This window comes from Paenibacillus sp. SN-8-1 (genome assembly GCF_050995535.1).
Classification (GTDB): domain Bacteria; phylum Bacillota; class Bacilli; order Paenibacillales; family Paenibacillaceae; genus Fontibacillus.
This window is the reverse complement of sequence record NZ_CP194782.1, coordinates 2,442,114-2,466,211: the sequence shown is the minus strand read 5'-3', so window position 1 is coordinate 2,466,211 and position 24,098 is coordinate 2,442,114. Positions and strand designations below refer to the sequence as shown.

24 protein-coding genes are annotated in these 24,098 nt (G+C 45.1%); 18 read left to right on the top strand and 6 right to left on the bottom strand.

The genetic code is table 11. The features are described 5' to 3' along the window. Positions 1-54: 54 nt before the first annotated feature. Positions 55-438, bottom strand: a complete 384-nt coding sequence (locus tag ACRRNK_RS11770) for an SET domain-containing protein (RefSeq protein WP_433942943.1) — start codon at positions 436-438, stop codon at positions 55-57. Between the two features lie 181 nt (positions 439-619). Here ACRRNK_RS11770 and ACRRNK_RS11765 point away from each other — a divergent pair, with 181 nt between their 5' ends. Further along, entirely contained in the window at positions 620-1,879 is a 1,260-nt protein-coding gene (locus tag ACRRNK_RS11765; protein ID WP_433946875.1) for an erythromycin esterase family protein, read from the top strand. On the opposite strand, the gene ACRRNK_RS11760 is transcribed toward ACRRNK_RS11765, so the two are convergent. Both ACRRNK_RS11760 and ACRRNK_RS11755 read right to left on the bottom strand, forming a co-directional pair. Continuing rightward, positions 1,876-2,613, bottom strand: a complete 738-nt coding sequence (locus ACRRNK_RS11760; protein WP_433942942.1) for a spermidine synthase — start codon at positions 2,611-2,613, stop codon at positions 1,876-1,878. The genes ACRRNK_RS11765 and ACRRNK_RS11760 overlap by 4 nt on opposite strands. Before the next feature lie 181 nt (positions 2,614-2,794). Further along, complete coding sequence (locus ACRRNK_RS11755; protein ID WP_433942941.1) at positions 2,795-3,817, bottom strand: ABC transporter substrate-binding protein; 1,023 nt, start codon at positions 3,815-3,817, stop codon at positions 2,795-2,797. A 264-nt stretch (positions 3,818-4,081) separates the two neighbouring features. Between ACRRNK_RS11755 and ACRRNK_RS11750 the strand changes: the two genes are divergently transcribed. From ACRRNK_RS11750 to ACRRNK_RS11735, 4 genes are all read left to right on the top strand, one after another. After that, positions 4,082-5,062, top strand: a complete 981-nt coding sequence (locus ACRRNK_RS11750) for a FecCD family ABC transporter permease (RefSeq protein ID WP_433942940.1) — start codon at positions 4,082-4,084, stop codon at positions 5,060-5,062. Further along, entirely contained in the window at positions 5,062-6,108 is a 1,047-nt protein-coding gene (locus ACRRNK_RS11745; RefSeq protein ID WP_433942939.1) for a FecCD family ABC transporter permease, read from the top strand. The genes ACRRNK_RS11750 and ACRRNK_RS11745 overlap by 1 nt, the downstream gene beginning before the upstream one ends. A gap of 9 nt (positions 6,109-6,117) precedes the next feature. Beyond that, positions 6,118-6,951: an ABC transporter ATP-binding protein gene (locus ACRRNK_RS11740; protein WP_433946874.1), complete on the top strand. Its 834-nt coding sequence runs from the start codon at positions 6,118-6,120 to the stop codon at positions 6,949-6,951. A 236-nt stretch (positions 6,952-7,187) separates the two neighbouring features. Next, positions 7,188-7,460, top strand: a complete 273-nt coding sequence (locus tag ACRRNK_RS11735) for a hypothetical protein (protein WP_433942938.1) — start codon at positions 7,188-7,190, stop codon at positions 7,458-7,460. A 102-nt stretch (positions 7,461-7,562) separates the two neighbouring features. Here ACRRNK_RS11735 and ACRRNK_RS11730 read toward each other — a convergent pair whose 3' ends face one another. Then, positions 7,563-8,900 (bottom strand): amino acid permease, encoded by a 1,338-nt coding sequence (locus tag ACRRNK_RS11730; RefSeq protein ID WP_433942937.1) that lies wholly within the window; start codon positions 8,898-8,900, stop codon positions 7,563-7,565. A gap of 364 nt (positions 8,901-9,264) precedes the next feature. On the opposite strand from ACRRNK_RS11730, the gene ACRRNK_RS11725 reads away from it, so the two are divergent. The 10 genes from ACRRNK_RS11725 to ACRRNK_RS11680 all read left to right on the top strand — a co-directional run bounded on the left by ACRRNK_RS11725 (position 9,265) and on the right by ACRRNK_RS11680 (position 19,948). Next, positions 9,265-9,948 (top strand): DNA-3-methyladenine glycosylase family protein, encoded by a 684-nt coding sequence (locus ACRRNK_RS11725; protein WP_433942936.1) that lies wholly within the window; start codon positions 9,265-9,267, stop codon positions 9,946-9,948. Further along, positions 9,932-10,339 (top strand): VOC family protein, encoded by a 408-nt coding sequence (locus ACRRNK_RS11720; RefSeq protein WP_433942935.1) that lies wholly within the window; start codon positions 9,932-9,934, stop codon positions 10,337-10,339. The genes ACRRNK_RS11725 and ACRRNK_RS11720 overlap by 17 nt, the downstream gene beginning before the upstream one ends. 105 nt (positions 10,340-10,444) lie before the next feature. After that, positions 10,445-10,696 (top strand): DUF2164 domain-containing protein, encoded by a 252-nt coding sequence (locus ACRRNK_RS11715; RefSeq protein WP_433942934.1) that lies wholly within the window; start codon positions 10,445-10,447, stop codon positions 10,694-10,696. A gap of 89 nt (positions 10,697-10,785) precedes the next feature. After that, positions 10,786-12,210, top strand: coding sequence for a stalk domain-containing protein (locus ACRRNK_RS11710; protein WP_433942933.1), 1,425 nt, complete (start codon positions 10,786-10,788; stop codon positions 12,208-12,210). Between the two features lie 234 nt (positions 12,211-12,444). Continuing rightward, positions 12,445-14,274, top strand: coding sequence for an assimilatory sulfite reductase (NADPH) flavoprotein subunit (locus tag ACRRNK_RS11705; protein ID WP_433942932.1), 1,830 nt, complete (start codon positions 12,445-12,447; stop codon positions 14,272-14,274). Positions 14,275-14,311: 37 nt separating this feature from the next. Beyond that, positions 14,312-16,033 (top strand): assimilatory sulfite reductase (NADPH) hemoprotein subunit, encoded by a 1,722-nt coding sequence (cysI, locus tag ACRRNK_RS11700; protein ID WP_433942931.1) that lies wholly within the window; start codon positions 14,312-14,314, stop codon positions 16,031-16,033. A gap of 193 nt (positions 16,034-16,226) precedes the next feature. Further along, positions 16,227-16,478 carry a YolD-like family protein gene (locus tag ACRRNK_RS11695; RefSeq protein ID WP_433942930.1) on the top strand — a complete coding sequence of 84 codons (252 nt, stop codon included), beginning with the start codon at positions 16,227-16,229 and terminating at the stop codon, positions 16,476-16,478. A gap of 203 nt (positions 16,479-16,681) precedes the next feature. After that, positions 16,682-17,668: an aldo/keto reductase gene (locus ACRRNK_RS11690; RefSeq protein ID WP_433942929.1), complete on the top strand. Its 987-nt coding sequence runs from the start codon at positions 16,682-16,684 to the stop codon at positions 17,666-17,668. A gap of 360 nt (positions 17,669-18,028) precedes the next feature. After that, the gene (locus ACRRNK_RS11685) at positions 18,029-18,394 is read left to right on the top strand and encodes a DUF4180 domain-containing protein (protein WP_433942928.1); all 366 of its coding nucleotides are present in this window, start codon (positions 18,029-18,031) and stop codon (positions 18,392-18,394) included. A gap of 618 nt (positions 18,395-19,012) precedes the next feature. Continuing rightward, entirely contained in the window at positions 19,013-19,948 is a 936-nt protein-coding gene (locus tag ACRRNK_RS11680) for an ADP-ribosylglycohydrolase family protein (RefSeq protein ID WP_433942927.1), read from the top strand. A 183-nt stretch (positions 19,949-20,131) separates the two neighbouring features. On the opposite strand, the gene ACRRNK_RS11675 is transcribed toward ACRRNK_RS11680, so the two are convergent. Further along, entirely contained in the window at positions 20,132-20,770 is a 639-nt protein-coding gene (locus ACRRNK_RS11675) for a cupin domain-containing protein (protein ID WP_433942926.1), read from the bottom strand. Between the two features lie 153 nt (positions 20,771-20,923). Here ACRRNK_RS11675 and ACRRNK_RS11670 point away from each other — a divergent pair, with 153 nt between their 5' ends. Beyond that, on the top strand, positions 20,924-21,970 hold the full coding sequence (locus ACRRNK_RS11670) for an alpha/beta fold hydrolase (protein ID WP_433942925.1): 1,047 nt from the start codon (positions 20,924-20,926) through the stop codon (positions 21,968-21,970). A gap of 61 nt (positions 21,971-22,031) precedes the next feature. Here ACRRNK_RS11670 and ACRRNK_RS11665 read toward each other — a convergent pair whose 3' ends face one another. Then, the gene (locus ACRRNK_RS11665) at positions 22,032-22,253 is read right to left on the bottom strand and encodes a hypothetical protein (protein WP_433942924.1); all 222 of its coding nucleotides are present in this window, start codon (positions 22,251-22,253) and stop codon (positions 22,032-22,034) included. Between the two features lie 243 nt (positions 22,254-22,496). Here ACRRNK_RS11665 and ACRRNK_RS11660 point away from each other — a divergent pair, with 243 nt between their 5' ends. Both ACRRNK_RS11660 and ACRRNK_RS11655 read left to right on the top strand, forming a co-directional pair. Continuing rightward, positions 22,497-22,775 carry a GNAT family N-acetyltransferase gene (locus ACRRNK_RS11660; protein ID WP_433942923.1) on the top strand — a complete coding sequence of 93 codons (279 nt, stop codon included), beginning with the start codon at positions 22,497-22,499 and terminating at the stop codon, positions 22,773-22,775. 307 nt (positions 22,776-23,082) lie between these two features. Further along, positions 23,083-24,090 (top strand): LLM class flavin-dependent oxidoreductase, encoded by a 1,008-nt coding sequence (locus ACRRNK_RS11655; protein ID WP_433942922.1) that lies wholly within the window; start codon positions 23,083-23,085, stop codon positions 24,088-24,090. Positions 24,091-24,098 lie beyond the last annotated feature (8 nt).

Sequence of the window (24,098 nt, the reverse complement as noted above, 5' to 3'; positions counted from 1 at the left end):
TGCCTTCTGATCTGAGGGCAGACTCTTCGTGTCTAGGACATGACATAACGGATGTTATTCCTGTTCTTCATAGAACCATAAGGGGTCATCGCAGTCGGCTTCTCCATTATAGTTAATTAGAATCTCTTCCCCAGCCTTGATATCGGTATGGGCATAGAAATCGAATGTGTGCTGATCAAAGTTAATGTCATAGATAGCATTTGGCTCATAAGAGTGATTAAATAGGCTGCCATAACCCAACAGAACCGCAGTATGATTAACCCCATACTCGAATACATAATCTGAAAGTATAGTCTTCTCAATAAATTCATGCTGTTCATTCGGATAGGGAATGACAGGCGCTTCATGGATAAGCTCCCCTTTGGCTATGTTTCTTGTAGCGAATACGCCTCTGTTGAACTCTCCCGTGCTAAGTGTGGATATTTTTATCTCAATCATTGGTCTACCTCACGATCTCATGTGTTCATTCCTTAATAGAAAGATTAATTCTAACCTAACCTTTCAAATAGAGCAACTAGGGATTCTTGTGACGGTGCATGTTTGCACGGTTTTACGTGCACACTTTCTGAAGGAACACCTAATCTTAAGCGGAAGGTGGAGAGACTGCTTGAAGGATCAAATGCTATTCCAGTCGATATTAGATTCGATTACCAGAGTAGCCGTGCCTTTTAACCAGAACAGGTTAAGTCATCTGGTTGAACATATAGGAGATACCAGGTATGTGCTCTTGGGAGAAGCTTCTCATGGTACCTCAGAATATTATAAAATTCGTGCAGAGCTGACCAAGCAGCTCATTATGGAGAAAGGCATTCGTTTCATCGCGGTTGAAGGGGATTGGCCATCCTGCTATACCCTGAATCGCTATGTGAAAGGCTATGAGGGGTGTGGGGACAATGCAGCTGAAGCGATGCGGGATTTCACACGCTGGCCAACATGGATGTGGGCCAATTATGAAATGATCGAACTGGCTGAATGGCTTCGAAGTTATAACGAGGACAAGTCTGACGATGAGAAGGTCGGATTTTATGGGATTGATGTCTACAGCTTATGGGAATCGATGGATGAGATTCTGAAGTATCTGAGCACCAAGGACGCAGGCGATCTCGATGCCGCAAGGCAGGCATTCGAATGCTTTGAGCCGCATGATCGGAATGAACAATCCTACGGGATTGCAGCTTCCATATACGGGGAAGGATGTGAAGATGAGATCGTAGCGCTTCTTCGCAGGCTTCAGGATAAATGGAAGGAAGCGCATCCGAAGGATCGGGAGAAGGCACTAAGTGCTGAGATGAATGCTCTAGCTGTAAAGGGGGCGGAAACCTATTACAGAACTATGATCAGGCATGACGCGGAGTCATGGAACGTTCGGGATCGCCACATGGTGAGCGCTTTGGAAAAGCTGATCGAATACCACGGTTCAGATGCACGCGCGGTCATATGGGAACACAATACTCATATCGGAGACGCCAGGGCTACGAATATGGCGGATGAGGGGATGGTCAACGTAGGACAGCTGCTCAGGGAGAAGCACGGGAAGGAGGTATTCGCGCTTGGCTTCGGTACTTATGAGGGAACTGTGATTGCGGGTAAGGCTTGGGGAGCTCCGCAAGAGGAGATGCGCGTTCCGTGTGCAATTAAGAACAGCTGGGAGGAACTGCTGCATAGGACGGGGGCTGAAGACAAGCTGCTCATTTTCAAATCTGCAGATCCTATACTGGAGGACTCCGTAGTTGGGCATCGGGCAATTGGTGTTGTATACCACTCCGAATGGGAGCGGGGGAACTATGTTCCAACCCGGATCGCTAAGCGTTATGACGCCTTCATCTACTTGGATCAGATCCGCGCATTAACTCCGATCACGGCTGGTTCTTTTACCTAATCAGTGATGATATAACCCGAGCTCAGTTCAACTTCCTTAAAGCCAGCCATATGGCGGCCTTGGAACTGAATGGGAAGGCTGCTGCCTATCATGATCATATTCTTGATATCACTTGATTTCCCGGAGGGAAGAAGGAACGTGTGGGTATAAGCATACACCTGACTAAGTGTAGTGTGAATGGCTTGGATCAGCTTGTCGTTCTCTCCTTTACCGAATAGATTCATGATTAATGATCCGTCAGAATCGAGCTTATCTCTGGATAGCTCAAAAAATTCTCTTGAGATCAGTTGAGGAGGGGTTCCTTGTTCGGTGAAAGCATCAAGAATAATGTAATCGTAGGCTTGCTGCGCTTCCTGCAAGAGAATTTGTCGGCCATCGCCAATCTCAATATTGTCCAGGTTATAACCGAAATACCTTCTGCTTAATTGGACAACGGTTTCGTTAATCTCCGCCACCTTAAACCGTTTGCCCGAAAAATGTCCAGGTATAGCGCCGATCCCTTGGCCAATAACAAATACATCTTCAAATGCCCGGTCGATACATTGCATTAAGTGGATAATAGCTCTGGGGTATTCAAAAACAATCCGTTCAGGATCATTCAGATCCATCGCGCCTTGAATCGCCTCATTCGCGAATTCCAGTACTCGAAAGCTGCCTTTCTCTCCGTACAATTCATTCGTGTCATAGACGGTTATCGTCTGATTCTCTTGTACTTCTTGAAATAGAATTCGCAAGATAACTTACCCCTTTGTGTGTACTATAGAACAGTATAACACCGGTACTTCTTCAAGTTGAAGGCTACCTAGGCGGGTGGACGCTGTATATCGTTAATCTGGATTAAAAATTAGGGGCTATCCCATCGTCATCTTGGATGACTTATAGGACAGCCCCTTCTTGAACTACATTTTAAATGTTTTACTGCTGAATCTCGTAAATTTTATACAGGTCATCGAGCATCAGATTCGCTGCTTTATAGCCTCCGGCCGTATTCCAGATCGCATCGTTAACTTTGTACGCGTGTCCGTTCTTCACGGCACTCAGGTTCTTCCAAAGAGGATCGTTCGTCCACTCTTGCTCGGTCTGACTTGCCTTGCCATCACCTGTGTCATAGGTGAAATAGAAGAGAAGATCCGCATCCGCTTCCGGGAGTCTTTCTTTGGTAATCTCGTCAACAAAGCTGTCTTTGGCTTTCTTAGTCATCTCATTTCGGGCAATACCCAGCTGGTCAAAAATGACTCCGGAAAAAGTATTTGTGTGATAAACACGGGTCTTGCCGGCCATGAACCGAACAACGGATACAGTCTGTTTCAGTTTATCGCCAGCTTTGGCTTTGAAATCTTCGATCCGTTTGTCATAGGCAGCCATTAAGGCATCCCCTTCGGTTGTTTTGCCAAGGGCCTCAGCATACAGCTTGAAGTTTGTTTTCCATTCTCCGCGCAGATCTTCGGCCATAACCGTAGGAGCGATTGCTTTCAGCTGTTCGTAGACCTTTTCCTGGCGCATTTTGTTCCCGATAATAAGATCTGGCTGCAGGCCGGCAATAAGCTCCAGGTTTGGCTGACTTTCTTCACCAACCTCTGTCACACCTTCCATGTCAGCTTTAATATGATCATACCAAGGATTTCCCGTCCAGGATTTCACGGCGCCAACAGGTTTAACGCCCAAGGCAAGGAGAGCCTCAGTTCCTTCGTTCGTAAGTACCACAACCTTTTGCGGAGTACCTTTGATGTCGGTCTCTCCCATAGCATGCTTAATCTTACGCACCTGACTGTCAGAGTTGGCTGAAGCAGCACTATTAGTAGTCGAAGATTTATCGGACTTACTTGATTCTGACGCATTCTTATTCCCGCATGCGGACAGAAGTACGAGAAGAACCAAGGCAAGTGTGCCTAATTTGGCAGATCGGCTCAGCCGATTGGATGATTTTTTGGATAACATATGAATCGATTTCCCCCTAAAATTATGTATTGTCTATGAGTGAGAATGATTATCACTGACATGTCAAACTATAACGGGAGTCTAGGCTTGCTGTCAACAACAATTTGAGAATGATTATCATACTCATTGACAAGGACATAGCCTTTACTCTAAAATTCATACAGGATACAGCGGATTGCTGAGCTAATCGCTAATTGAGAGAAGAGCTCTGTCCGTTTTCATAATCTATAATTTTAGAAATTTAATAGAAGAATGTGATCTTATATGAGAGTTGTTTATCTAATTTTATCCTTGCTTGTATTGGCAGGAGTAATGGTGTGCAGCATTGCTTTTGGAGTGACGGACATTCCGGTTAGAACTGTGTGGGAATCTATAACCCATTACAATGGCAGCAATGAGCATCTCGTTATTCGTACAACCCGTGTTCCAAGAGCGCTTATAGCTGCCGCTGTCGGTGCGTGCCTTGCGGTTGCGGGGGCAGTCATGCAGGTGTTGACCCGCAATCCGATTGCTTCGCCAAGTACACTCGGTGTGAACGCCGGAGCGGCCTTCTTCATTATGCTGGCCGGGACATTTCTTGGCATATCCGGTCAGCATGCATTTACCTGGGTAGCTCTGATTGGGGCTGGACTAAGCGGGGGAATCGTGTTTTTACTGGGGAGCATCGGCAGAGATGGAATGACTCCTGTCAAAATTACGCTGGCCGGGGCCTCAATGACCGCCTTTTTCTCCTCACTTACACAAGGATTAATGCTGACAGACGGTAAAATGTTCGATCAAATCCTGGCCTGGCTGGTCGGTTCGGTGGCTGGCAGGGAAATGAGTCAGCTGGAAGCCGTGTGGCCATATATGGCATCAGGTATGCTCATAGCCCTCTTGCTGAGCAGGCATCTGAACGTGCTTGCCATGGGGGACGATCTGGCACAGGGACTCGGGCAGAGCCCGGCCCGGATTAAATTGATTGGCGCAGCTTCAGTTATATTACTAGCCGGTGGTTCTGTTGCTGTTGCGGGACCGATTGCTTTTGTAGGCATTATCATTCCGCATATTGTTCGTTATCTGGTTGGTACCGATCATCGGTGGATCCTGCCTTTCAGCGGAGTGCTCGGCGCGATATTACTGGTAGCTGCCGATTTAGGCTCAAGATATATAGCCATGCCGAAAGAGGTGCCGGTCGGTGTCATGACCGCGATTTTAGGAGTACCCTTCTTTGTCTACATCGCTAGGAAAGGCAGACGAACGTAATGAGTAAATACAAATCGATTCGATCTGCGGGCTCCGGATTCTCGATTTTTATTGAGAAAAGAACGATCTGGATCTCCGTAGTTCTGCTAGTCCTTACTATAGGTATTATGATTGTCAGCACAGGCATGGGCAGTCTATACATATCCCCAATAAGTGTGATTAAGGTCCTCTTGGGAATAGGGGAACCCACACATCAGGTCGTCGTTGAGAAGCTCCGGCTTCCGCGCATTGTGATTGCGACACTGGTTGGGTCCTCGCTGGCTGTTGCAGGTGCCGTATTACAGGGAGTCATTCGCAATCCCTTGGCTTCTCCCGATGTGGCTGGTATTACAGAAGGCGCATCACTAGGTGCTGTACTGTTCATATTTCTGCTCGGAGGAACCGTGCCGCTGCAATGGATGCCGATTGCATCCATACTGGGGGCTCTTATTGTAACAGGACTGTTATACATTTTATCGTGGAAAAGGGGAGTCGATCCTCTAAGGCTTGTACTTATCGGAATCGGACTATCTGCAGCCATTAAGTCGATATCGTATATGTTCATCATATCGGGGCCTATGCAGCTCGCGGAGCGTTCATTGACCTTCATGACAGGAAATATCTATGGGGTTTCATGGGATAAAGATGTAATCATCCTGCTGCCCTGGGTAGCTATTCTGCTTCCCCTAACCTGGCTTCAAGCCCGTAGTGTTAATATTCAGGCACTCGGGGACGATACCGCCAGCAGTGCTGGAGCGCATGTTCAGAGACAGCGTCTTATCTTGATTATGCTGAGCGTTGCACTGGCCGGAGCGGCAGTTGCCATCGGCGGCGCAATCGCATTTATTGGCCTGATGGCACCGCATATGGCGCGGAAGCTTGTAGGCTCATCATTCGGAAGTGTGCTTCCGGTTAGCGCCCTCCTTGGTGCGATTATCCTGCTCGTGTCTGATTTGGCTGCGCGAACCCTTTTCCTGCCAAAAGATGTACCGGCCGGCGTACTGACCGCCGCGATCGGGGCACCGTTCTTCATGTATTTGCTATACCGGAATCGTAATCGTTATTAAACTGGAGGAATTAATATGCTCGAAGCTGAGGGACTGGGATTATCCTATGGGGATAACTATATTTTCAAGAGTTTGAACTTATCGATTCCGAAAGGGAAAATCACAGTGTTCATTGGGAGCAATGGCTGCGGTAAATCGACACTTCTAAGGTCGATGGCGAGGCTCCTTAAGCCTCAGCATGGAACGGTCATGCTGGATGGGGGCGATATTTCACGGATGGCGACTAAGGAAGTTGCCCGCAAGCTTGCCATACTGCCGCAAGGTCCTGTCGCTCCGGAAGGCCTAACCGTGCTTCAGCTCGTTAAGCAGGGTCGGTATCCGTATCAGAGCTGGCTGCGTCAGTGGTCAAGAGAAGACGAACGAATTGTGAGTGAGGCACTCGAAGCAACGGGGATGAGCGAACTGTCGGAGCGAGCGGTTGATTCTCTGTCTGGTGGTCAGCGGCAGCGCGCATGGATAGCCATGACACTCGCTCAGGAGACGCCTATTATTTTGCTGGATGAGCCTACGACCTATCTAGACATGACACACCAGATTGAAGTTCTGGATCTTCTATATGAAATGAATAGACGGGATGGGCGCACGATCGTGATGGTGCTGCATGACATCAATCTGGCATGCCGATACGCCGATCATCTTGTAGCCATTCGTGCAGGCCGGATTGAGGCGCAAGGGGAGCCTGGTAAAGTCGTAGACGAGAAGCTGATCGAACAGGTCTTCCGTCTGAAGTGTGAGATTATACCTGATCCCTTGTACGGAACTCCGCTTTGTATTCCGTATACGAACAGCAGCTTGAAAGCTGTAAAGGGAGTGCCGCGAAGGCAGAAGGAAGCACAGTGTTGACTAGTTCAATAGTCGATACTGTGTTTTTTGTTAGTGAATTGTCTTCCAATCGGTCATTGTGACCGAATAAATGTGTTGGATCAGAGTGCTTACCGAATGTCGAATTCAACAACAGGAAGTGCGGTCATAGGTTCAGGAAGATCAATTACAGGTTAATGGTTAAAAGGAAAATATCCATTACACCCATACAATTGAATTTGGAGTTATTAAATGCTTATATAGGAGGTACGAGTAACATGGTTGGCATTAATGTCAAGAAATTAGAGGATCATCTATTAATTCAATGGCAGATGTCTTCTACAGAAATACCTCTTTCAGAAATTAAAGATGTTTTTTATGATGACACCTATGCAGGTGAGGGGAGAGATGCAGTGAGAATCGGTACCCCATATGGCACTACGGATAGGGTAGTTATAAGTACCAATACAAAACCATATATTTTGTTCACTACAAACGGGAATACTATAATAAATAAAATCAAGTCATATATTAAGGCTGAGGAAAGATAAAGAGTTCCGGGGTCATGCCAGATCGGGATCCGTGGATAGGAGAAATGAGAACAGCCCCTCTACGCTATGTAGAAGGGTTGTTTGGTTTACTTTTACTTGTATTTATGTTTTCTTGAATTTGAATATGGACCAAAAAGCAAGAAGAATCACTAAACCTAAGCATACGCTAATGCTAACCCGATTCTGGGCATCAAGCACAAATAATATGGCGATTACTCCAAGGGCTAAGGCAGTAAGTCCAGTAATATATGGGAAGCCCCATACCTGAAAGGTAGGCTTTTTAGGATACATTTTACGTAGCTTGAGCTGGGAGAGACAAATACATATCCAGACCAGCATAACTACAAACCCCGGCACGGCCATCAATACACGGAATAAACCCTCCTGCGTAATATAAGCCAGCAATGAACCAATTAGCAGAATAATGGCACAGAAATACAGGCTTCCTACAGGAACTCCCTGTGGAGAGAGCCGCCCAAGCCATCTGGGTGCCTCTCCATCCTTAGCCATGGAATGCAGCATACGGGTCGCACCGTAGATTCCTGAATTGGCCGCCGAGAGGACAGCTGTAACCAGAATGAAATTCATCAGATTCGCTGCGCCCTGTAATCCGGTAGAACTCAGCACCTGGACAAAAGGACTTGTCGTCTCATTTAGCTGATTCCAGGGAATCAATCCGCAAATGATGAGAATCGGAAGGGTGTAGAAAAGTATAACTCGCAGGATAAAGTTTTTAATCACTTTAGGAAGGATTTTCTCAGCATTCTCGGTCTCCGTTAAGGTAAGTCCAATCAATTCAGATCCACCATAAGAGAACATAACGATCAGCAGAGCAGAGAAGATTGCGGTCCAGCCACTCGGGAAAAAGCCCCCGTGATCTGAGTAATTTCTTAATCCGGCAGAGTTTGGCCCAGGAAGAATGCCGAACAGGATGCAAGCACCTAATACGATAAATACAATGATCATAAAGATCTTGATCCCGGCAAGCCAAAATTCCATCTCACCATAACCTCGGACATTCATCATATTAATGAGGATAATCAAAGCCGCGCTTGCAAGGCTCAAAATCCATAATGGAACACCAGGAAGCCAATATTGAATGAAGCTGCCCGCAGCAATTACTTCTATAACACATACAGATAGCCACATGAAACAGTACAGCCAACCTACGATGAAGGACACACGTTCACCAAAAGCTTCTCGTATGAAATCTTTCATATTTCGATTTGGATATACCGTCGCCAATTCTGCAATAGCTCCCATAACGACCAGCAGTAGCAGTCCCGCAAAGATATAGGAGAAGATTACTCCTGGACCCGCGAGACTTATCGTTTCGGCGCTCCCTTTAAAAATACCCGTACCAATGACGCCACCCATGGCCATGAAAGTGATATGGCGGGGAAGCAGCTTTTTTTGCAGTGAATCCTCATTAGATGTCAAAGTTCAGTCCTCCTAGATGTATGCAAGCTTATGTCTTAGCAATTAACTAACTTGTACATCATATAATAAAACTTAATGTCATGAAATAAATTTAATCATCAAACCATTTTGAGCTTGCCCTAAAAATTAATTAAAAATTCATTAACTATGGTTAATATTGGTGATTAAGGCGCTTGGCTATTTACTAGGGCGCTGGGGGTGGGTACTTCATTTTTGAAGGTTGGAGCTTGCATTAGCTATGCAGCGATAAAAAATGATGAAAAAATGAGCAAGAAAATGAACCTTTTTCCAAATAGAAATAGGCTATAATTAGAATGAGGATTACCACTTAGCTGGATGCACCGGCAATATAAGGGAGAGATGAATGGGGACGGTACAGATCAGGTTTTTTGATTATGGACAAAAGGAAATGGATGAGCTAAGACGAGCAGACGAGAAGCTGGGAGCTGCAATAGATCGATTCGGCAGGATCGACCGGCTTATCATCCCGGATCTATTCACTGCACTCATCCATGCAATTGTGGGTCAGCTTGTCTCCGTCAAAGCGGCTGCAACGATATGGGGGCGCATGCTGCAGCACTTTGGGGATATCTCTCCTCAGTCACTCGTATTGGGGAGTGCCGATGAGATTCAAAGGTGTGGTATGACGATGAAGAAAGCAGTCTGCATCCATCAAATTGCACATAGGATAGGTCAAGGGGAATTTGATCTTGATGAGCTTCATCATTTAACGGATCAACAAGTCATTCATAAGCTATCTACCTTACCGGGGGTTGGCAGATGGACGGCCGAAATGCTGCTGATTCATTCCATGGAGCGGCCGGATGTGGTTAGCTGGGGAGACTTGGCTATTCGCCGTGGGATGATGAGATTATACAACCTTCCATCTCTCAGCAAACAACAATTCGATGCCTACCGGACTTCCTATTCACCGCTAGGTTCAGTGGCTTCGATTTATCTCTGGGAGATCGCATCCGAACCATATTTACCTATGGAGGATTTGCCGCCAAAACTTGATACGGAGGGATACAATGAGTACAAATTATGATCAAGAACAGGCTACTGGGTCCAAGAATCATCTGAGGAATAGAATTGGAAGCGTATTTATTCCTGTAAGAGACATTGAGAAAGCCAGAGACTGGTATTGTAATTTGCTTGGACTCTCGGCTGATTGTGAGATCATTGGTGGTCATTTGTGCGCGCTACCGATGGAAGGGCCTGGAGTTATTCTTGATACCATGCCGATGTGGGGAGGAAAGGAACCCGGAGGCGCCCCTTCAATAAACACCCCCGCATTCATGTTCCTAACCGGAGATATACATTCTTCCTACAAATTTATGAAGGATAATAACATAACTTTGATTACATCCGTACAGGACGACCACTGGTTTGTTATTCAAGACCCTGACGGGAATCTGTTAATGATCTGCAAAGAATAAGTAACATCAGGCCGCAGCTTGGATTGCGGTCTATTTCTCATTTAGGGTGGATGTGCTAAAACAGGAGTATGGTATGTAAATTGAAGCTAGAGGAGGTTATGTCTGATGTTAGCTATTAAGCTTCCAAAGGAAGACAAGGAAGAACTCATTCAGAGTGTACAAGCTTTTTTTGAAGAAGAACGATCGGAGACAATTGGGGCGATAGGCGCGGAACAATTCATAGACTTTATGATAAAAGAGCTCGGACCCTATATTTATAACAAAGCTATCACGGATGCGCGGGGATTGATTCAGGATAAGATCAATCAAATTGATGATGAGCTCTATTCGCTTGAGAAGCCGATGGGTAGAAGATAGAAATTAAACATGGATAAGCCCCCTCTTGTTATCAATGGACGGGGGCTTTGCTGTTGAATGAGATCAGTTAGATTGGAAGGAGGAAAAGATTGTATTTCGACAAAAATAATCATTGCCCTCCTAAGTTTGCTCAAAGTATCATGAATGGTATGGGTAATTTTTCCCGTATGATATTTTCAGAAAGGATCGAGCGAGCATTAGGACAACCAAATTATATTAGGGGCGATGAAATGAAGTCAAAAATGATGAAATACATATTAATTACTTTTTTAAGTTTGGGAATGGTCACAACCCCCTTACTAAACTGGAATACTGCGGAAGCCGCATCTTCCCCAGCAAAGAAAACCATCCGTGTCTATGTGAACAACAAGGAAATACACCCGAGTTCAGCGCCTATTGAAAGGTATGGCCGAGTGTACGTGGAACTTCGCAGTGTTCTTAAGACATTAGGCTACACGCTGAGTTATGATGACAAGAAGAAGATGTTCTCAGCTGTCTCTGAGGATAAGACGATCAAAATCGATCTAAAGTCAGGCAAGTCCAACTTGAGCGGGGAAGCTTTCCCTAATAATCCCAAAGACCCCTTTGTTATTACTGGGGGAGCCAGTACATTCGTAGACCTGGAATTTCTGGATTATGCCACAGGCCTTGAGACAGACTGGGATAAGGCAAGTAGAACGGTTAAGGTGCATAAGTCACGTGATGGTGAGCCGCTGAAAGCAGATATAAGAGAAATGAATGCTGTAATCAAAAAAATGTTCAAATCCATTAAAGACGGGGATTCCAAAGGATATTTATCACTCATAAATAAAGATTCAGATTATGAATTCTATGAAGAGTTAATGAGTGAGCCAACTAATCTTTCTAAATACGCAGGATATACTTCATTAGACAATCTTACCCTTGTCCCTGGTTATATGTCTGCAGACGGCACTACTACCGTTAAAAAGATTAACGCAAACATTAATATCCCTAAGGGACCCGGCGAGCTTCTTGACCGGGTTGAGCATCTCGGTATCTATATGGAACTCGATAAGAATTACAAATGGGCTATTGATTATGTCGAAACAGAGGATACGGAATATGTCAATTATAAAGAAGTATTAAAAAAGGAAGCCGAAGTGCCAGAAGCAGATAAAACTGCGATTCGTGCTGTGTTGGATGCTTTTATTAAAGCTCTTAACGATAGAAACGTTGAAGCGGTGATAGGTACAATGAATACGGACTCGTCTAATATCAAAGAAGTCAAGAATGGTCTTTTCAGAATTTTTGCACTCAGTGATTTGGAAATCAAAATAGAGAGTATGTCCATCGTTTCTTATGCTAATAATTCTGCCACTATTTATTTGATTCAGAAGAATCGATATACTGACTATGGATTGGAGACAAGAAACTACACACTCCACAAGGTTATTAAGCTCCCAGACGGAACCTGGCGTATTGCTCTGGATGGTTCTGTGCAGCTTGAAGAAGAAGTTCTACATGATCCTTCTCAGAAAGACCCCTCTAATTAACTAGAAGTCACATAGATTAAGGAGTAGAAGCAAGCGGTGTAGGACCGCTTGCTTCTACTTTTTTATCGTCAGAATGTTCATTTAATTTCACTTTATCAGATTAACTAATGAGTCCTATAAAATCATTCAAATTGACCCGGAATGCCTAGTGTGTTAGGTTCTAGTAAGTAGATTTATTAAGTTGATAATAATTGTAGGAATTAAATCTAAGTATGCTACGTGAGGTGGATTTTGTTGGAACTCCAAGTAACAAATAGTCCTTTTAATCAAGAGCAGGCTGAACTGCTCAATCGTCTTCTGCCTACACTAACGGATACGCAGCGGATTTGGCTTGGTGGTTATATCGCAGCTTCGCTTGGAACGGCAGTAGCTGCATCTAATGCTCCTGTTAGTGCTCCGCTTGCGGTGCTGACCGAGAATGCACCCGCAATCTCCAAAGAGGTCACGGTTCTCTTCGGCTCTCAGACCGGTAACAGTGACCGGCTGGCGAAGAAGCTGACCAAGAAGCTGGAGGAGAATGGCTTCCAAGTGACGGTCTCCGCTATGGGCAGTTATAAGTCTAACAACCTGAAGAAGGTTGAAAATCTTCTGATCGTGGTGAGCACCCAAGGTGAAGGTGAGCCGCCGGATAATGCGATTCCATTCTATGAATTCCTTCACAGTAAGAGAGCACCTAAGCTGGATAGTCTTCGTTATTCCGTTCTTGCTCTGGGAGATACCTCATATGAATTCTTCTGCCAGACAGGTAAGGACTTTGATAAGCGTCTTGAAGAGCTCGGAGGCAAGCAGCTCACTCCTCGTGTAGATTGCGATGTGGACTTTGATGAGCCAGCAGCAGAGTGGATGAATCAAGTTCTTGGGGCATTAAGTGAGGGTTCATCTGCTCAGACTACTGGGACTGCAAGCCAGTCTGCTGTAACAGCTGAGGTTGAATCTGAATATTCCAGAACGAATCCTTTCCGTGCTGAGGTTCTTGAGAATTTGAATTTGAACGGCCGTGGATCTGACCGGGAGACTCGTCATATTGAGCTTTCTCTTGAAGGCTCGGGCCTTCAATATGAACCAGGTGACAGCCTGGGAATATATCCTGAGAATCACCCTCGCCTTGTAGATGAACTAATCGAAGCATTTGGATGGAATGCAGATGAACTTGTCCCTGTAGGCAAGAATGGTGAAGAACGGGCGCTCAGAGAAGCTTTACTTACTTATTACGAAATTACCGTATTGACCAAACCCCTTCTTACCCAAGTTGCCGAGCTTACTTCAAATCCGGAATTGACGAGCCTGTTAAGTGCAGGACATGAAGCTGAGTTAAGAACGTATCTTGCAGAACATGATCTGCTTGACTTGGTACAGGATTTCAATCTAAAAGGCGTGTCCGCACGCTCATTCACAGCACTTCTACGCAAAATTCCTGCTCGCTTGTATTCGATTGCCAGCAGCTTGAAAGCGAACCCGGATGAAGTACATCTCACAGTACGAACTGTACGATATGAGAATCAAGGTAGAGAGCGTTATGGCGTATGCTCAGTGCAGCTCGCCGAGCGGGTAGAGGCTGGTGATACCCTGCCTGTATTTATACAGAATAATCCAAACTTTAAGCTGCCGGAGAGCGGTGACACACCTATTATTATGATCGGGCCGGGTACGGGAGTAGCCCCATTCCGTGCTTTCCTTGGTGAAAGGGAAGAGACAGGAGCCGAAGGCAAGACCTGGTTGTTCTATGGTGACCAGCATTTCTCAACAGACTTCCTCTATCAAGTTGAGTGGCAGCGCTGGCTCAAGGAGGGCGTGTTGACTCGTATGGATGTCGCTTTCTCTCGGGATACCGATCAGAAAGTATACGTCCAGCATCGGATGCTTGAGAAGAGCAAGGAGATTTATCAGTGGCTGCAGGAAGGCGCTGCAATCTATATTTGCGGGGATGAGAAGAAGATGGCTCATGACGTGCATGCGGCACTCGCTACTATTCTCGAACAAGAAGGTGGCCTTAGCCCTGAGGAAGCAGCAGACTATTTGACACAAATGCAACAGCAGAAACGTTATCAGCGGGATGTCTATTAATTGGGCAATCCGAAGATTGCGAGAGGAGAATTAAGCTATGTCCGAGAATAATTTGTTGTCTCCAAACAGTGCTCCGCACAGTGATGTGGAAGAGATCAAGCGTAGAAGTAACTACTTGCGCGGAAGTCTGGAAGAGACACTTAAAGATCCATTGACGGGGTCGATCCCCGAAGATGATAACCGATTGATGAAGCACCATGGAAGCTACATGCAGGACGACCGTGATCTTCGTAATGAACGCGCGAAGCAAAAGCTTGAGCCAGCTTACCAATTCATGCTCCGTGTACGCGCTGCTGGCGGCGTAGTTACACCTGAGCAGTGGCTGATGATGGACCGTGTTGCCAAGAAATACTCCAGCGGCACGATTCGTCTGACTACACGTCAATCTTTCCAGCTTCATGGTGTCTTGAAATGGAATTTGAAGAATACGATTCGCGAAGTTAACGAGTCCTTGCTCAGTACACTCGCCGCCTGTGGTGACGTGAACCGTAACGTGATGTGCAACCCGAATCCTCATCAGTCTGAGATTCATTCCGAGGTCTATAATTGGGCCAGTAAAGTGAGTGATCACCTGGACCCTCGTTCACGCGCCTATCATGAAATTTGGCTTGATGGAGAGAAGGTTATAGACAGCCGTGATGGAGAAGAACAGGAGCCGATCTACGGTCATGTCTACCTCCCGCGGAAGTTCAAGATTGGCATCGCCGTTCCTCCCAACAATGATGTGGATGTATTCTCTCAGGACTTGGGACTTATTGCGATTGTTGAAGATGGACAGTTAAAAGGCTTCAATGTCTCGGTAGGCGGCGGAATGGGGATGACACACGGAGATCCGAAGACCTATCCGCAGGTATCCAAGGTTATTGGCTTCTGTACTCCAGAGCAGATGATTGACGTTGCAGAGAAAACAGTAACCATTCAAAGGGATTACGGCGATCGCTCTGTTCGTAAGCATGCCCGGTTCAAATATACAATTGACGACCGTGGACTAGACTGGTTCAAGAAGGAGTTGACAGCTCGTTTGGGCTGGGAGCTTGCAGAAGCACGTCCTTATCACTTTGACCATAATGGCGATCGTTATGGATGGGTGAAAGGCAATAATGGCAAGTGGCATTTCACACTATTCATTCAGAATGGACGTGTCAAGGATGAGGAAGGATACCCACTCATGACCGGGCTTCGCGAAATTGCCAAGGTCCACACAGGGGATTTCCGCCTCACACCGAACCAGAGCTTGATTATTGCGAATGTAGCGAAGCAGCATAAGAAGAAGATTGAAGCTTTGATTAAGGAATACAACTTAACCGACGGGAACCATTACAGTGCACTGCGGAGAAACTCCATGGCTTGCGTAGCGCTTCCAACTTGCGGGCTGGCAATGGCTGAATCGGAACGCTATCTTCCATCCCTAATGGACAAGATTGATCCAATCCTCGCTGAGAACGGTTTACAGGACGAGGAGATCATCATCCGGATGACCGGATGTCCGAACGGATGCGCAAGACCTGCGCTGGCAGAACTCTCATTTATCGGTAAAGCCCCAGGTAAATATAATATGTATTTGGGTGGCGGCTTTGCGGGTCAAAGATTGAACAAGCTCTATAAAGAGAATATTGGTGAAGCTGAGATTCTGGAAAATCTGAAGCAGCTGTTTGCTCATTATGCCAAAGAACGGAAAATCGGAGAGCACTTTGGTGACTTTACGATCCGTACCGGCTATGTCCCTGAAGTTCTAGATGGGCAGCAGTTCCACGCCTAATATAAATTGATGTTTAGTAGAGGCTGATCTCCGAGTGATGAACTTGGGAATCAGCCTTTTTATATCTAAGTGAGCTGGAGATTAGAATCTTTATTGAAGGAAATAGAAGCAAGGTTCCTTTTTTTATAAGGAGAGAAGTATAATAGAATAATGGGCATTCGTTTTTTAATTAATTTTACATTTGGAGGATATAATGGCTAAAGCAAAGGTTGCCAAGAGGCCAACCCGTGATGAGTTCGTGCTAGAGGAATTAGGTAATCAGTTAACTGAGGCATTTCAAGAGAAATCGGAAATTGTCTTAACCGTCTGGGGTTGGGAAGAGACCGTAAGGGGACAGATTGTTCTGATGGATTCCCGTACGGGGAAGGTACATGTCATGCTGAATGAAGTGCTGACCAAGGTCCCGTTCATGGATATCATGAATGTAGAATATCCCAGAGATTAATTAGGAACCCCGTAAGAAACCCGCTGCAGCCGCGGGTTTCTTTTTACATAGTAAGGCATACGAAACCTTGACCAGTAATGAGGTTGGACTTTGGTCGGATACTTTTGGAAGATCTGTATACAAGTGCTATAATCTTTATGTGAAATTGAGGTGCACAGATTTGACCTTCAAAACCAATAAGTATATGTGGGAGGATGATCCGGTTGCAGACAAGAACGTTAGGTAAAACAGGTTTGCAGGTTTCCGCTTTGGGTTTGGGTTGTATGGGCATGTCCGACTTCTACGGTGGGCGCAATGATGACGAGTCGATTCACACGATTCACCGTGCCTTTGAACTAGGGGTCACCTTCCTGGATACAGCAGATATGTATGGTGTAGGCCGCAATGAGGAATTGGTTGGACGAGCGATTAAAGGAAGACGTAATGACGTTATTCTGGCTACCAAATTTGGCAACGTTCGGGCAGCTGATGGTGCGATGCTTGGCATCAATGGTCGCCCTGAGTATGTCAAACAAGCCTGTGATGCCAGCTTGCTGCGGCTTGGCGTTGACCATATCGATTTATATTACCAACACCGCGTCGATCCGAATACACCGATTGAAGAAACTGTGGGTGCAATGGCTGATCTGGTGAAGGAAGGAAAGGTACGCTACTTAGGATTATCCGAGGCCTCGGCGAATACTATTCGTAAAGCTGTGGCGGTTCATCCCATCACAGCGCTGCAGACCGAGTATTCGCTGTGGAGCCGCGATGTTGAGGATGAAATTCTTCCACTCTGCCGCGAACTCGGGATTGGATTTGTTCCGTATAGTCCGCTTGGTAGAGGTTTTCTTACAGGTCAGATTAGGCGCTTTGAGGATTTGGCGGAGGATGATTATCGCCGCTATTCCCCGCGGTTTCAAGGAGAGAATTTCGCCAAGAATCTGGAACTCGTTGACCGGATCCGCGAGATTGCGAGGGAGAAAAGCTGCGAGCCCTCCCAACTGGCACTAGCCTGGCTGCTCTCGCAAGGAGACGATATTGTCCCAATTCCAGGCACTAAACGAAGAACATACTTGGAGGAAAATATCGGCGCTCTGCAAATTACGTTAACAGAAGAAGATAAGGCCCGTATTGAAGAAGCTGCCCCTCAGGGAGCAGCAGCCGGTCAGCGTTATCCAGAGGCATCGATGAAGAGTCTTGATAGATAAGTATGAGCGAATGAGAACATAGGTCGTACAGAGTCCGCGCCCGGCGTGGGCTTTTTCATTATATAGAAGTACAGAACATAAAGAGGCAGCTGTTATGCTACAATGTGGTTATTAGAACACTTGCTGTTACTTTTTTTTATGTCTTGTATAGGATCTAGTTTGCTAGCAAAGAGTTATTTACAAGATACGGGAACCTATTTTATACCCTTTGGTCAAAAATTAGAGGTGTTAGTAATTATAGAAGCATTGTTTTTTGGACTAGTGCAAGTATTGCTTGTTCTGTTAATTAACTATCTTTGGCGTGCGAGAAGAGTATAGAAGAGAGAATGCATATAGTCTAATTAAGGAGGAAGATACGCGATGGAGATAAATACACGTACTGAGAATGGCAATATCATAGCTATGGTAAAGAGTAAAGACATGTTGATTACAGATGTTCAGTCTGCCCTTGATTTAATAGCAACGGTCGGATATGAAGCTGATAGCAATCGAATTATTTTAGACAAGGAGACCATCTGTGAAGATTTCTTCGACCTAAAAACACGGCTTGCCGGTGAAATACTACAGAAATTCATTAATTATCACACCAAAATTGCGATCGTTGGCGATGTCACAGCCTACTCAAGCAACAGTCTTCGCGATTTCATATATGAATGCAATCAAGGAACAGATATATTCTTCGTACAGAGTGAAGATGAGGCAATACATAAACTGAGTTCTATCTAATAAGAAGATGAATGGTCTTCTGGGAACGCTCGATGTTCGTGGGTTGTATGAACAATAAGGGCTAGTATAGTTCCAATCATGAGGAACGAACTCATTTTAAAGGAGGCTTGCAGGATAATATTAGAATATGAAAAAGCGATTAATAATCAAATTTCTCTCTGCCTTGATTACGAGCATTTGCGTAACCACAATGGTTGCCCTTACCTCTTTCAATCATAATGATTGGCTTCTGTTAGTGTTATTCGGCACAGTTATTATGTTGATCATTTATGGATTTATAGGTATTCCTCTTTCATTACTAATCGACTTGTTGAGTCATAAGATATCAACTAAGACTAAAGCTAACGAATTTACGATCTCCGTGATTCTCTATGGTATAGGTGGAATTGCTGCAAATGTCATTTTCTATATCATTAGTGAGAGGGAGTCTTTGAATAGACTATTTGAAATAGAAATGAGCTTCTATTATTTAATCGCAATAACCAGCTCAATCGGATTTTATGTAATTGAAAGTATACTGAAGAGAACCATTCGAAAGCCAAAAAGTACTTAGAGGCGTAAAATAGACAAATGCCAATACTTATCTAGCTAATTTAACTGAATCAGGGGTGTACCTACATGAATAAAGTAAGAAACGGGATCCTTGGGCTTTGCATTGGGGATGCGCTCGGAGTCCCGGTAGAGTTTCTAGACAGGAATGAACTGAGAAGGAATCCGGTAACGGATATGATCGGTTATGGCACTCATCATCAGCCACCTGGCACATGGTCGGATGACGCTTCGCTAACCTTATGCTTGCTAGAAAGTATAGCAGAGTGCGGCAGCATTAATCTTACGGATCTGGCAGACAAATGCGTAGACTGGTTCAGAGGTAACCGTTGGACTCCACACGGCATGGTGTTTGATATTGGAATTGCGACCAGGGAAGCCTTGGATCGAATAGCCCATGATTCCGTAAAGCCCGAAATGGCAGGTGGCGAGGGTGAATTCAGTAATGGCAATGGAGGCTTAATGAGAATATTGCCTATAGCCTATTATTTGAATGCAAATGAACAGGTAGATTTCATCACTGCAATATCCCAGGTGTCGTCACTAACCCATCGTCATCCCATCTCAATAATGGCTTGTGTCTTTTATGTTAAATACGCTACGTACTTAATCAGAGGTTATAACTTGCAGGAAAGTTATCTAGAGACAATTACATATATGAATGAGAACTTCGCAGCTAATCCTTTTTTTTCTCGCTATGAACGCCTTATGTCAGGACAGATTGGACAACTGGATGAGCGGGATATACAGTCATCCGGTTATGTAGTACATACTCTTGAAGCAAGTCTATGGAGCGTACTAACAACGAACTCTTACCAGGAAGCTGTTCTGAAAGCAATTAACCTTGGTGAAGATACTGATACTACGGGCGCTGTGGCAGGGGGATTGGCCGGGATCCATTATGGACTAGAGAAGATACCCCAGCAATGGATACAGATGTTGTCAAAAGTCAAGGACATCGAATCGCTGTGCGAGAGATTTGAAGCTGTTTTGAGAAAAATTTAGCCTGCTAACTTTGAAAGAAGGGAAGATTTGCCTTGGACACGGTATATTTTGCCGGAAAGGGAATAATAACTAGTTCAAGAGGCGAGAAGAATAGATGCAGGAAAAAATGAAGAGCATCCTCGAGTATATTTGAGCGGTAGAGAAGATACCCTTCTGTTCTTTGCTCATGCAAAAATTAATCCGCTAGACGCGATAATTCCACCCGTTCCCAATCGTTTGCTGTTTTACAGACCCGGGTCTCACCTGAGCAGTGTTGTATGTCTGCTCGGTACGAGTCTCTTTTTTTGCGGGAGAGCAATTGTTAGGGGGACCGATTACAACGGTGTCTGTGATTGGGGCAAGTACATCTTGTAACTCGGCTTCGTCCAGGCAATAAGTATGGGCTAATATGCTGGCAGGCGTCAGTCTGAGAAGGTCTGAGCCACCAATAAATTCAGGAACGGGTGCGTCGAAGATAGCGATTAAGTGGGTTTTATCCTCAGTTGCTACTTCATAATGCCACCAGCCTTGAGGAACGTTCGCGACCTGGCCTGGCTTAATAGGTAGATGAATGAGTTGTTTGGTAAACGGGTTAATCAAAGAGACAACGGCAGCACCGGTAATACAGATGACCAATTCAGTAGCATTTTGATGATAATGCGGCTCGATGACATTGGACTTGCTCAGATAAATATCCATCAGGGAGACATTCCCTAAGGTATTCAGCTGATTAATAGATAGAGAATTAATGTAATTGTTCTGGTCTTTTTTAAAAAAAGGATTGTTGCTTAGATCATAAGTAAACTGTACATCAGGTGATGTGAAGTCCATGTAACTATTCATGCTCGGCGGCACACTCCTTAAGTATTCTAAGTTAGTGCAGTATATGCTAAGGACTCTGATATGGGCCCAATCGTTTTTGGGCGGTACCCTTCCGCTAAATGGCGGAAATGTACATTAGTTGCGAAACAGGTAATGGGACGCAGGGGAGTTAATATGAGAAGAAGAATAATGAAAATATGTAGACGCAGTTTGTTGATCATTATTGTGATTGTTGCTGTCAAAATGATTTTTCCCACATGGACACCCCGGATCGAAGGCAAGAATAGCATCAGTGAGCTAGGGCAGGTGGAGATCAATGGAACAGGACACGAGGTCATGATTAGGGGAGTGGATCGAAATAATCCGATCATTATCTTTGTTCACGGCGGACCTGGCTGCTCCGAGATTCCATACGTGAGAAAATACCAGGAAGAGCTGGAACGGAATTTTACAATTGTTCATTACGATCAACGCGGTAGCGGGAAATCTTATCATTTTTTCGAGGATTATTCAAACTTAACATCTGATTTGCTTGTTGATGATTTATTGGAATTAACAGATTACGTTAGGAAGAAACTGGGCCAAGATAAGGTCCTGTTGATTGGCCATTCGTTCGGAACGTATATAGGGATGAAAGCCGCAGCTAAGGCACCCGAGAAATATATTGCTTACGTTGGGATCGGACAAGTGGCAAATACGGTCCAGAGCGAAATGGATAGTTTGAATTATACCGCCGTACAGGCCAAGCAAGCCGGGAATTTGGATGACGTGGAAAGATTAGAGCTTCTTCGAGGGTCGATTGAACGAGGAGAGGACGCTACACCTAGAAGTCTTGTTCGAATGTACGGTGGCGCAGCTAGACTTATAGACGAGAATAGGGACTACTACACAGGATTCCTCTTCAATCCTGAATACAACGGACTGGATGTAATTCGATATTTCAGAGGGATTGCGGTTTCACAGGACGTCTTGTTGAAAGAAGAGCGAGAGAATACAATTTCCCGCATTGTAGATCGCTTGGATATTCCTATTTACTTTGTTATGGGGAAATATGATTATATGACCTCAGTGAATGCGGCTAAATTATATTTTGATGCTCTAAAAGCACCAGAAAAGCATTTTGTTCTGTTTGAAAAGTCCGCACACTATCCGCAATTTGAGGAAAAAGAACAATTCGCCAAATGGATGAATCAGCATTTCGGTCATTTCAAGAAAAATTAACAGCCGTTCCCCGGCTAAAATACCGAGAAACGGTTGCTGAACAAAAGTGCTGATTTAGTCCTTAATTGTGGTTAATTTGGTTCGGTGAGGAGGTGCTGGTTACCGATGTGGAATCTGTACTTTTTCCAAGGCCAAATTGATTCAGGTATTTACCTATAGATGCCCCTGTACCGGATTTTGTGAAATTCTGCACCTGACTCATCAGCTTCTGCCTTGATTCCGGACTTCTCATCAAATAAGCGGCGCCCATCGCTGCTGCAGTAAACATCAATTTCTTGTTCATGGTCGTACACTCCTTTTTTCTGAGATTTGCCTAAGTAAGTATATGGATTGAACTAAAGACTGTATGATGAATTCCTTCTTTAGTTCATTTCATATATGTATAGGAATTTACCCGTTCCGGGGTCATTTAAACAAGCGGTCGAAGAATTAGCAATCAGGTGATGAAATCTTCGTGTGTATGAAAGCAATTGAGGACGGGTATATAACAAGTAGGATTTTCCAAACAAGAGAGGAGCAGTAACAGATGAGGGACATGATTCAGGAAGGCAATGCTTTTGTTATTAAAGAGGATGGAAGTGTTATCGCTGAAGTAACTTTTAAGCCGGCTGGTGAAGGTACCATTGTCATTGATCATACCTATGTCGCTGAAGAAATGCGAGGTCAGAAGCTGGCCGAGGATCTGGTTCGGCGAGTTGTGGAGCACGCCCGCGAGACCAACCAAAAAATTATACCGGCATGTTCTTATGCCGATGCTCAGTTCCGGCGCCGCAAGGAATACGAGGATGTATGGCAGAAATCGTAACAGATATTCATTCATAATGTGAAATGTTATAATTAAGATTCCGAATGGAATTTAAGGGCCCTCTTCAGGAAGGGCTTATTTTTTTAGACTATATAAGTTGAATTTAAGAATTACGTATAGGCAAGAGTGTGAAATGATTCTGGAGAAGCGGAGCGTTCGCCTTTGTGATTAGACTTCTACCTCTAAAAATTCAATTAAGAAGTCTGAGAACAACAGCGATCGTAGGAACATTTCATACGGCTGACTAGCATGTAAAATCATTAGTTCAACTTATTATGAAACAGAAGAAAGCGGGGGAGACTCAGGTATGATTACTTTAGGAGTGCTTGACCAGGTATATATCTCTGAAGGACATGGAGCCACAGAGGGACTGCAGCAATCTACGCGTCTAGCCCAGGCGACAGAAGAACTGGGTTACTCCCGGTTCTGGGTATCCGAACATCATTCCATGCCAGCACTGGCCTTCTCAAGTCCAGAGGTCTTGATTGCCCATCTGGCAGCTGCGACCTCCCGAATTCGAGTGGGTTCAGGAGGGATTATGCTTCCGCACTACAGTGCATATAAAGTCGCAGAGAATTTCCGGCTTCTCGAAGCCCTTCATCCCGGCCGGATCGACCTTGGACTCGGCCGGGCACCCGGTGGAATGCCGCTCGCAACACGAGCACTCCAGCAGGATAAATTCGTGGATGTGAACAAGTACCCACAACAGGTACTTGATATTATCGGCTATTTGTACGATTCACTGCCAAGTGGACATCAGTTCGAGAAGCTGCTTGCTTCTCCAGCTATTTCAACTGCACCTGAGATTTGGCTGCTCGGATCAAGTGGGGAGAGTGCTAGACTAGCCGCGATGCTGGGAACCTCATATGCCTTCGCTGAGTTCTTCGGAACTCCAGGTGGAGAGGAAGCGTCGAAGTATTACAACGAACATTTTGAGCCCAATGATGTACTTCCGGACCATCCGCGTTCGATGATTGCGACGCTGGCCATCTGTGCGGAGACAGAAGAGGAAGCCAATCGGCTGGCATTCAGCAGTGACTTGTTATTCCTCGGAATCAGAACAGGCCTGATGGTTCCTCATTTGCCTTCCGTGCACACAGCTGAGAATTATCCATACACGGAAGCGGACCTGCAGCATATTCAGCAGATTCGCAAACGGCGGATTATCGGCACACCAGACCAGGTAAAAGCGAAGTTAATTCAAATGGGCCATGATTATGGCGCCGGAGAGATTCTCATAAACAGCCCAATCTATGATGAACAAGCAAGAATTCATTCCTATCGGTTGATTGCTGAGGCATTCGGAATGAAGTAAATTCAATC